Source organism: Limimaricola cinnabarinus LL-001 (assembly GCF_000466965.1).
Taxonomy (GTDB): Bacteria; Pseudomonadota; Alphaproteobacteria; order Rhodobacterales; family Rhodobacteraceae; genus Limimaricola; species Limimaricola cinnabarinus.
Genome location: NZ_BATB01000090.1, coordinates 1 through 9,536, shown reverse-complemented (window position 1 = coordinate 9,536; position 9,536 = coordinate 1). Strand labels below are relative to the sequence as shown.

General features: G+C 64.2%; 8 protein-coding genes and 1 pseudogene. 1 reads left to right on the top strand and 8 read right to left on the bottom strand.

All coding sequences use genetic code 11. From position 1 onward, the window contains the following. The 5 genes and pseudogenes from MBELCI_RS17295 to MBELCI_RS20880 all read right to left on the bottom strand — a co-directional run. On the bottom strand, nucleotides 1-1,025 hold a 1,025-nt coding region (locus MBELCI_RS17295; protein WP_131505593.1), incomplete at its 3' end, for a c-type cytochrome. Beyond that, nucleotides 1,022-2,782 (bottom strand): GMC family oxidoreductase, encoded by a 1,761-nt coding sequence (locus MBELCI_RS17290; protein ID WP_021695542.1) that lies wholly within the window; start codon nucleotides 2,780-2,782, stop codon nucleotides 1,022-1,024. The genes MBELCI_RS17290 and MBELCI_RS17295, both read right to left, overlap by 4 nt. Nucleotides 2,783-2,804: 22 nt before the next feature. Next, entirely contained in the window at nucleotides 2,805-3,512 is a 708-nt protein-coding gene (locus MBELCI_RS17285; RefSeq protein ID WP_110546630.1) for a gluconate 2-dehydrogenase subunit 3 family protein, read from the bottom strand. Nucleotides 3,513-3,708: 196 nt separating this feature from the next. Then, nucleotides 3,709-4,709: pseudogene (locus tag MBELCI_RS17280) on the bottom strand (IS30 family transposase). 98 nt (nucleotides 4,710-4,807) lie between these two features. Next, complete coding sequence (locus MBELCI_RS20880) at nucleotides 4,808-5,233, bottom strand: hypothetical protein (RefSeq protein WP_145973724.1); 426 nt, start codon at nucleotides 5,231-5,233, stop codon at nucleotides 4,808-4,810. A gap of 289 nt (nucleotides 5,234-5,522) precedes the next feature. Here MBELCI_RS20880 and MBELCI_RS17275 point away from each other — a divergent pair, with 289 nt between their 5' ends. Then, nucleotides 5,523-5,996, top strand: coding sequence for a hypothetical protein (locus MBELCI_RS17275; RefSeq protein WP_045320436.1), 474 nt, complete (start codon nucleotides 5,523-5,525; stop codon nucleotides 5,994-5,996). A gap of 54 nt (nucleotides 5,997-6,050) precedes the next feature. On the opposite strand, the gene MBELCI_RS17270 is transcribed toward MBELCI_RS17275, so the two are convergent. The 3 genes from MBELCI_RS17270 to MBELCI_RS21125 all read right to left on the bottom strand — a co-directional run. Continuing rightward, a complete protein-coding gene (locus tag MBELCI_RS17270) occupies nucleotides 6,051-6,827 on the bottom strand; it encodes a hypothetical protein (RefSeq protein WP_021695537.1) in 777 nt (258 codons plus the stop codon). Next, nucleotides 6,827-7,774 (bottom strand): hypothetical protein, encoded by a 948-nt coding sequence (locus tag MBELCI_RS20875; RefSeq protein ID WP_021695536.1) that lies wholly within the window; start codon nucleotides 7,772-7,774, stop codon nucleotides 6,827-6,829. The genes MBELCI_RS17270 and MBELCI_RS20875 overlap by 1 nt, the downstream gene beginning before the upstream one ends. Further along, nucleotides 7,767-9,536: site-specific integrase (locus tag MBELCI_RS21125; protein WP_045320435.1), on the bottom strand; the 1,770-nt coding region annotated here is incomplete at its 5' end. The genes MBELCI_RS21125 and MBELCI_RS20875, both read right to left, overlap by 8 nt.

Below are 9,536 nucleotides of genomic sequence, written 5' to 3'. Positions count from 1 at the left end.
GCACTCGAGGGGTCTTCGGCATGGACCTTGTTGGACGTGCTCAGCGGCGCGAAGAAATATGGCACGCCGGACTGGTCCGCCGCGTGGCAGGCGGCGCAGTTGTCGAAGTAGATTCCGGCCCCGGTTTCAAGACGCGCCGCCTCGGGGGTGTCTTCCACCTCGGGCGTCTCGTCCTCGAGGCTTTTGAGATAGGTCGCCACTGCGCGCAGGTCCTCTTCGCGCAGGTGCTGGGTGGATATCGAGACCACCTCGCCCATGCGCTGCATGGGGGCGGTATGCTTGGCGCGGCCATGCTTGAGGAACTCGACGATGTCGTCGCTCTCCCAATGCGCGATGCCGCCGCCTTCTCCGGCGCGGATGTTGGGCGCGAACCAATTCTCCAGCAGCCCGCCGCGCAGGTATTCGTCGTCCTTGCTGGCCCCGAGCAGGTTCTTGCCCGAATGGCAGCCGCCACAGTGCAGCGGTCCGTCCACGAGAAAGCGGCCCCTGTTCCAGTCCTCGGAGCGATCGGGGTCGGGGACGAACGCTTCGTCCTCGAAGAACAGGAGCTTCCAGCCCGCCACCGACATGCGGATGTTCAGCGGGAACGGCAGATCGTTCTCCGGATCTTCGGCATGAACCGGTTCCAGCGACTGGAGATAGGCGAAGATCGCGTCGGTCTCGTCGCGCGACATCAACGTGTAGTAGGGGTAGGGCATCGCCGGATAAAGATGCCGGCCCTCGTCGTCGATGCCCTCGTTCAGCGCGTTGTGGAAATCCTCCCGCGTCCATCGGCCCAGGCCGGTCGCGTCGTCCGGTGTCAGGTTGGGAGAGTAGATCGTGCCGAAGGGGGTGCCGAGGGCGCGGCCGCCGGCGAAAGGCAGGCCGTCGTTTTCGATATCCGTGTGGCAGGCCTCGCAATCACCCGCGATGGTCAGGTAGCGGCCGCGCTCCACCTGCGACGAGGACAGCTCCTGCGCGGCGGGCGCGGTGGCCGTGACGGACGCCATGCAGCCGATGGCGGATATCAGCGCAAGGCCCCTCATGTCTGAACCAGCGGGCCCGGTTGACCCAGATACGTGTTGATGATCGCGTCCACTGACCAGTAGGCCAGCGCGCCGACCGTGTCGGTCGGGTTGTAGCCAGCGTTTTGCGGGAACAGCCCGGCCCCGGCGACGAAGAGGTTCGGTAGATCCCAGCTTTGGCAATAGCGGTTGCACACGCTGGTCTGCGGGTCCGTCCCCATGATCGTGCCGCCGGTGTTGTGAGTGGTCTGGTAGGGAACAGAATCGTAGGAGCCCTTGCGCTCGCCCACCACGACCTCGCGCCCGCCCATGCCCCGCGCGATCTCCTCGGCGACAGGGGTGAGATGGGCGCTCAGCCGGCGGTCGTTGAGCGTGAAGTCGAAGGTCATGCGCAGCAGCGGACGGCCATGCCGGTCGGTATAGGTCGGGTCGAGGTCGAGGTAGTTGCTGCGATGCGCCATGGAGGCGCCATGGACTCCCACCGAGGCGGTCTTGAGAAAGTTGGCCTGCACCGCCTGCTTCCAATCGCTGCCCCAACCGGGCACGCCCTCCGGAACGGGATGGCTTTCGATCGGACGGGCATTGGTGGTGTAGCAGGCGATGTAGCCGCCGCCGATGAAGCCCAGACCGGAATGGTCGAAGTTGTCGCCGTTGTAGTCGTCGACCGCCATCCCCAGGGCCCCCGCGCCGACGAAGCTGTTGGTGTACTCCTTGTCGAAGAACACCGTGGCGCCGGACATCACCTGATAGCAGTAGTTCTTGCCGACCACGCCTTCCCCGCTGCGCGGGTCGTAAGGCTTGCCGATCTGCGACAGGAGCATCAGCCGGGTGTTCTCCAACGGGTAGGCGCACAGCACGACGATCTCGGCGGGCTGGAAGAAGCTCTCGCCGCTGGTGTCGACATAGGTGACGCCCGTGGTCCGCGACCCGTCCGCCGATTTCTCGATCGACAGCACCTCGCTATCGGTGCGCAGCGCGAAGTTCGGCCGCTTCATCAACGCGGGGATGATCGTCGTCTGAGGCGAGGACTTCGAGTAGTTGCCGCAGCCGTGCTTTTCACAAAAGCCGCAATAGGTGCAGGGCGCCAGTTGCAGGCCCAGCGGATTGACATAGGCGCGCGACATGTTGGCCGAGGGCACCGGGAAGGGGTTGAGCCCGACATTGCGCGCCGCCGCCTCGAAGCGGTCCTGCGAGAAGGTCATCTCCATCGGCGGGTTGGGATATTCGTCGCTGCGCGGCCCCTCGAAAGGGTTGCCGCCCGCGACGATATCGCCTTTCAGGTTGCCCGCCTTGCCGCAGATGCCGCAGATTTTCTCGAAATAGTCGAAATGCGGTTCGAGCTCCTCATAGGTAACGCCGTAATCCTGAACCGTCATCCCCTCGGGCAGGGGGCCGTAGCGCTCCTCATTGTGGCTTTTTGCCACGAAATCCGAAGGCAGGAAGCGGTAGGTCTGGCCGTTCCAGTGCACTCCCGATCCGCCCACGCCATTGCCGGGCAGGAACGATCCCCAGCTGCGCATCGGCAGCGCGGTCTGAGCAGAGTTGTTGCGGAAGGTAACCGTCGATTGCGACGCCTCCTGGAACATGCCGTGCCGCCAGTAATAGCGCAGTTCGTCCTGCGCGAAAGTTGTGGCGAAATCCTTGGTCGTGTCGCGCCACGGCCCCCGCTCCAGGGCCAGCACGTCAAGCCCCGCGTTTGTCAGCTTCTCGGCATAGATCGCGCCGGTCCAGCCGAAGCCGACGAGAACCACGTCGACACCTGGGAGCTGCTTTGCCATTCGTTACCTCCTGGTCCTGGTCTCAGGGACTGTTCCAGCCCGAACGGCCCATAAGGCTGACCGGCTCCAGCTGGATGCGCGCGCCGTCGTGGCCGACGAAATCGCGGTAGTCGTAGCGGGTGCCGGGAAAACCAATGTAGCGCCAGGCCACCATGTCACGGTTGCCGCCATAGATCGGGTCGGCGAAGAAGCCTTCGATCGTGTTCTTCAGGATCAGGTCGAAGAAGGTCTTGGCCGATACCTTCGCGAAGGTGATCTCTTCTTCGTCCAGACCCTTCAGCACCGCGTCCTGCCGGTCCTCGGAAAGCTCGGCGAAACCGGCCTCGTAGGTATTGCGGCAATAGACGTCCAGCGCGACGAGCGCATGGCGATAGAGCTGCGCGGGCGGGTGTTCGCTCTGGTAGCCTTGCGTGGCGGTGCCTTCGAGAAAGGGCCCCTGCATGTACCAATGTTGGCCCCGGCCGTAGAAGCCCGCCATTTGCCGGTCGAGAAAGGTCACCACGTCGGCCTCTGTCGCGCCCGGCCCATCGTCGTTGGGTATCAGTCGCGCGCATATCGCTGCCACCGTCGCGCGCTCCGCGGGGGTGAAGAATGAGGCTTCGAGCGTTCCGTGATAGGGCGGCTGGCCCCTGAACGGCGACCAGGGCATGCCCTCACCGCGCCCGTATTCGGCGGCGTAGAGCGCCGAGGGCGCCGCGATGGCGGTGCCGCCGAACAGCAGAGCTTTCAAAACCTTGCGTCGTGTCGGAGAAAACAAATCATCTCTCCTGTTACTGCCAGCTACGGTTACTCAGTTGCCTGAAACAAGCTGGGTTGGTTCTCATGGCCGTCAAGAGAATTGAGGACGCGTGAAAGTGCCTAAATGCGAACGCCGAATGTGAGCGATACCTCAACCGCGGCTCCGCAGTGATCTCAGGGTAGGGCGCTCACGGTCTCTTCTCCAGCATCTTGGCCCGGAACACCTCGGCGGGGGTCTTCCATCCGAGGCATTTGCGCGGCGTGGCATTCAGCCGATCGCAGATCTCGCGGATGTCGTGGTCCGAGAGTTGGTCGATGTCGCGGTCTCTGGGTAGCCAGCGGCGGGCGCGACGGTTGGTGTTCTCGACCGTGCCTTTCTGCCAAGGCGCGGAAGGGTCGCAGAACCAGCTACTGGTGCCGATCTCCGCTTGGTGGTGCGGCCATGAGACGAACTCGGTGCCGCGGTCGAAAGTGATCGATCGGCGCGCCGGCTGGGGCAGCGCACGGATCGCTGCGATGACCTTGTCCATGACGGGCCGGTCCGCTTGTCGGCGTTCTTCAGAAGCACGGTGAAGCGGCTAACGCGCTCCACGAGCGAGGTCACGTTGGCGGACCCGAACCTCTGCCGGAACAGCATCAGATCCGCCTCCCGATGGCCGAATTGCGAACGCTGCGCCACCGCCTCGGGCCGGAACAGGATGCTGACATCGCGATGGAATTTCGGCGCTCTGCACTTGCGAGCGCGTCTCGGGCGCCGAGCCTTGCGATGGGTCGGCAGATACCACCACAGCTCTTCACGCAGGCCTTCCTTGGCGTAGATGTAGCGATAGATGGTTGCCTGGCAGACCCGCAGCGGTGCGCGTTCGATCTGCATCCGGCCGGCGATCTGCTCCGGCTTCCAGCCCTCCTTGATCCGCTCGACGACTTGGTCACGCAGCTGCGGGTGCCAAGTCAGCTTGCGCTGTCGAGCCCGGCGATCACTGGTTCTCAGCTGTGCGGCCATGGCGAAGTAGCCCACGACCTTCGGCATGCAGGGATCCTGAAAATGATTGCGTCGGAGCTCGCGGAAAATGGTCGAGCGATGTCGGCGCAGCACCCGCGCCATCTCGTTCACGGATACTCTGGCATGCCGCCAGCGCTCGATCTTGCGGCGCTCCTCGAGCGTCAACTGCGCATAAACACGTCCCATACTGGAAAACTCCTGTTTGATAGGGCATTGTATTCAAACAAGAGTCGCGGTTAGAGATGGCGTGCGCCACTAAAAACAACCTATACGTGTAATGAACGTTATGTTATGAAGGGATCGGTCTGTTGGGATGCAGCTTGCATCATCGCGGCAGGTGAGATTTGCAAGTGACCACCATCCTTCAGTGCTCGATGCTTTGTATAAGCACGTCGCCTCCATTCGATACAATGATCTACGCGACAGCCTGCGGCCAGGGACATGCGCTGGCCAATGATCGCTTCGGCTCGATCCAACAGCAACGGGTTGCAGGCCAGAGCCAATGTGCGCTGGTCGGCCTTCATGATCAGCCAATCTGTCACGAGCAGGTCTCCATCGCGATCGCGAGATACGCAGCTTAGTGGCATCTCCGACCAATCCCCCTTTCGAGCAGCCGAATCGGAAGCGGCTGAAATCGCGGGTTCGGATCGTCGATTCGCCACCTCCAATGTAGCCGTGCCGTTCGAATCGAAGATATACACTTCGCTCATAAGCGAACCCTGAAAATACAAGACGAGGAAATCCGCAAATTTGAATCAAACCTACACCCGCAGGCAAAAAAAACGCCGACGATTATGGCTGAAGTGGAGGATTTTTTTGAATCAAACCTCTTGCTAGATATTCACATGAGCAGGTCCTCGATCTAAGAGATTGGCTGCAACTCAGATCGCTGTGGAAAAATTTAGAAAGAGCTCACCAGTGATACATGATCACTGGCTGTAATAAGGCGGCCTGTTTTCAGGTTCGCGATCAATTAAGATATCAAGCAAAAAGAAGGGAATGATCATTATGAAAACTCAATCAGAATTCCTCGAAGAGGTCGGCGTCGATATGGAGGCATTGGAAGAAATGCTTCGCCACGATGCGATCGATGATGTGTTCTTTGAGTTCGGCAGCCGCCAGGACCTTAAGCTGTCGGCGCGCCCAAGCGAACATGGGGTATACGAGATCAGCGATGCCGACGAGAATTACTCGCTCTCCTTTCTGCTGCCCTTCGATAAGAACGGTGCGCTGGCGGGACCCGGTCGCATCACATTTGAAGACCGGCTGAGCGTGATCGAGAGCCGTGTACTCGACATGGAGGTCAGTCACGAGATCTGGACCCAAGTCAAAGAGGAGATCCAAGAGGCGCTGCCCGATTTGAGTGGCGAGTCTACATCCGACGCTAGCCTCTGCCTGGCCGACCACAGGTTCTGGGTGTTGAAGCAGGCAGGCGAGACCGCTTCGCCGACTGGATCGCCTTCGACCTGCTGAAGTTGCGGGGGGCCTTTCCCGCAGCATCGACCCGCGAGTGCTGCGCGAAGCGGATCACCGCGCCTTGCCGGAAGGATCCGGAACGAGGCACTCCGCCAGCAGACCATCCACCATGTCCTGGCTTTGGCGGCGCAGAGCCCGGTTCACGGCATCGCTTTGGTAGGCCGCAGCGGTGCGAGGATCGCGCTGCGCGTTGAGCGCGAGCGCCGCCTCCACGCCCGCGGGGCCGAGCTGACCGAGCTCGGAATGCACCTGGGTGCGGGCGATATGCGCCCCGGTGCCGAAATGCTGCCGCCAGACGCGGGATGGGTAGCTCGCCGCCAACTGCCGCCCGTTGCTCGCGCGAAACAGCGGCAGCTCTTCGGCCATCGCCCGCTCGCGCATCTGCGGCAGCCAGACCGGGTCCATGCCGCGCAGCACGAGCGCGTCGAGAAACGGCGTCAGCACCGCATGCAGGGCGCCGCGCAGCGGCTCCTCCTCCTTGCGCGTTTCGATATCGACGCGGTAGCGCGCGCCGTCGAAGCGCAGGTCCCGGCCCCAGAGCAGCTCCCCATCGCCCAGGCGCAGCGGCAGCAGGGCCCAGATCGCCACCACCGCCGCCTCGGTCAAGAGGCGCAGCTTCGTCTGACGGCGGGTGGCGGCCTCGCTTTGCGCCAGCAAATCAGCGGCAAGGCCCCACGTGGCCGCGAGACCGGGCAGATTGTCGAGCCGGCCGAACTTCAGCGGCACCACGGTGCCAAGCTCGCGGCGCAGGCAGGTCTCGTGATGGCGCAGCGCCGAGAGCACCAGCGGCTCGATCCCCAGTGCCTCGCCGAACGTGCGCAGCCGCATTATGGCCGTGTGCCGCGTCGCGGGCCGGTTGCCCTGCGCTTGGTAGGTTGGATCTTCGCGGGCAGCGGCGTGCGCGGCGCGGGAGGCCTCGAGGCGCCGCACGCCCCCGACGGTGATCGCCACCTCCGCCCCCGCCCCGCGCTGCACATGGGCGTATTCGCGCAAGACGTCCTCCATGCTGTCGATGACCGAGGCCGCCGGGGCGGCTTGGTGCAGCGGCATGGCGCCGAGGCGCATGTGCTGAAGGAGCTTGCGCCAGGCTTCGGGCAGTTCGGCCGCGTCGACCCGCCGGGTGGCGGGCGGCCTTGCGACCTGTCCCGCGCGCGAGGCTTGGGCGGCGACTTGCGGTCGATCGCCCCCGCCAGCACGACATGCACCGCCGGGTTGCCAGGCAGCAGCGCATCGAGGGCGGCTTTCAGGGATCGCAGCCGCCGGCTCGAGGCGGTGTCGGCTGCAAAGGCGAGGTAGTCCGCCTCACTCGGCACGGTGATGCCGTGCGTCTCGGCGAAGCCCAGAAACCGTGCCAGGACCCGCAGATCCTCGAGCGCCACCGTGCCGAAGGCGGCCAGGTCCCGGTAGGGCGCCATCAGCGGATCGGCCCGCAGCGCCTCGCGATCGCGCCGATCGCAGCTGCGGCTGCGCGGACGCTTCTGACGAATGGCCTCGCGCACCACCTCCCGCACCGGCGTGCCCTCGGACAGCAGCCGGTCGAAGGCGGTGCGCAGGTCGTCGAGCCTGCGCGTGGATGTGTCCGCGGCGACGAAGGACAGGAAGTCCGTCACCCCGGGCACGGTGATCCCCTGCCCTTCGGCAAAGCGGAAGAACCGGTCGAGCGTGCGCAGCTCCCGCGTGCCGATCTTATCGAGCCCGGGGGTGTCGCGGAACGGCGCGAAATGGTCCGCCGCGAGGATCTCCGCGCGGCCGCGGGTGTCATAGGGCTTACTCATGCATCAGCCCCACCAACAGGTCCTGGCCGCGCTCGACGAGCTTGAGCGCGTTGAGCCAGCCATAATACTGCCGCAGCGTGTCCGGCATGTCGTCGATCCGCTTGGCGATCACTTCGATTTCGTTGGGGTGGCGATCGAGCAGCAGCGAGGTCTGGCCGTGTCGCATCTGGTGCGGTGTCATCGGCAGGTTCACCACCGTCCGCATCAGTGCCGAGAACTGGGCTCCGAAGTAGTCGGCGTTGAGGGGTGCCCCCGGCACCCTCACGGCCGGGAAAAGGTAGGGGCTGGCTGCCGCATGCGGAAACAGTGGCCGGATGACCGAAACGTACCACAGGATCGTGTTGTGACAGCCATAGGCATTGGCCCGGATCGGGAACTCGATCTCTGCCTTGTTCTTCGTGAGCTCCGCCGGGATCAGCACCTTGATCGGCTTCTTTGCCGCTTTCGGAAGGCGGATCTGTGCGTCTTCGCCGATGCAGGTCAGCTGCATGGCATTGTCGACGCGGATCGGCGCGCCGCCGATTTCGATCGCGGCGAAGCAGGCGCTGGCTCCCAGAAGCCGCACCCGGGCGCGCTCATGGCCCGTGAGCGTGCGCTGTTCCAGTCGAGCGCATTCCAGCATCGCCTCGGCCTCGGCGCGCAGCAGCTGGAACGAGCTCAGGAAGCGTTTCCGGATCGGCCGTTTGTCGACCAAGCTCTCGCAGAAGGCGCGATTCTTCGGCGTCATCCGCCGGTCGGCCTTCTTCCCCTCGCGCGCATCCTTGTTGTTGGCCAGCACCTGTTCGAGGAGAGTGGTATCGAGGCCGAGGTGAGCCCGGATCTGGTTCAGGCCCTTGAGATACTTGCGCGCCGTGCGCGGCTCGAGATGGCCGTCGCGCTTTGAGCGCTTGCGCCGGGTGAACATTTCCCTGGCGATAACGCAGATTGCCTCGTCATCTGCGAAGAGCGGCCTGAGATCTGCGGCGTCTGAGGACAGGAGGCCCTTCTCGACCGCGATCCGCAGCGTTGTTCGCAGCGCGCTGCGCAGGACATGGGCATGGCCCTGGTGATCGTTGGCGAAGGCCTTCGTCACTGGATCCCAGCCGGACTTGGTTACGGCCTCGACCCAAGCCAGGATTTGGGCCCCCCAAGACGGTGCGATCGGTGCCAGATCGGGCACATGGGCGTCAGGCGTAAAGCCGATGGGGTGCGGCGGCAGCCAGGGCATGAGCTTGGGGAACCGCCGCAGCTCGTCGATGCGGTTGAGCGCCCGGCGATTGGCTTCCCGCTTCTTGCCATGAAATAGCGTGTCGAGCTCGCGGGCCTTGTCGAGGTCGAGCTCGCGCGGCTGCCATCCCTGGGCCCGGGCCACGAGCGCGAAGGTCTCCAGCGCGGCGAGCTTCATCGGGTGCCAATCCACACTCTGCCCGACCCTGCCTTTGGTCAATGGCTTGATGGCAGCAAGCAGCCGGGTCCAATCATCTTCCATCGCCCGCAGCCGCGCCTGCTCGGCATGCACGCCGAGAAACTCGCGCAGGGCCGCCTGCAGCCTGCGGCGAAAGAGGGTGTAGGCGGCGTCGGTTGACCAGTGCGCCGGGTTGAACCCCGTCAGCGGAAACCGTTGCTCCACCAGCGCCAGCTCCGCCGGGATCATGACGAGCGGCTGATTCAGACGATCGCCGACCTTCGCGATCGCCGTGAGATAGCGGTTGCGGGTCTTGTCCGAGAGGTCGGTGCGCGCCGCCACGTGGGCCCGCAGATCGGCCAGCGTCGGCCCGGACGC

Bases quoted from the DNA above. Each gene is read 5' to 3' on its own strand.
- MBELCI_RS17290 (WP_021695542.1), bottom strand. From the start codon at position 2,782: ATGGCAAAGCAGCTCCCAGGTGTCGACGTGGTTCTCGTCGGCTTCGGC.
- MBELCI_RS20880 (WP_145973724.1), bottom strand. From the start codon at position 5,233: ATGAGCGAAGTGTATATCTTCGATTCGAACGGCACGGCTACATTGGAG.
- MBELCI_RS17275 (WP_045320436.1), top strand. From the start codon at position 5,523: ATGATCATTATGAAAACTCAATCAGAATTCCTCGAAGAGGTCGGCGTC.
- MBELCI_RS17270 (WP_021695537.1), bottom strand. From the start codon at position 6,827: ATGCGGCTGCGCACGTTCGGCGAGGCACTGGGGATCGAGCCGCTGGTG.
- MBELCI_RS20875 (WP_021695536.1), bottom strand. From the start codon at position 7,774: ATGAGTAAGCCCTATGACACCCGCGGCCGCGCGGAGATCCTCGCGGCG.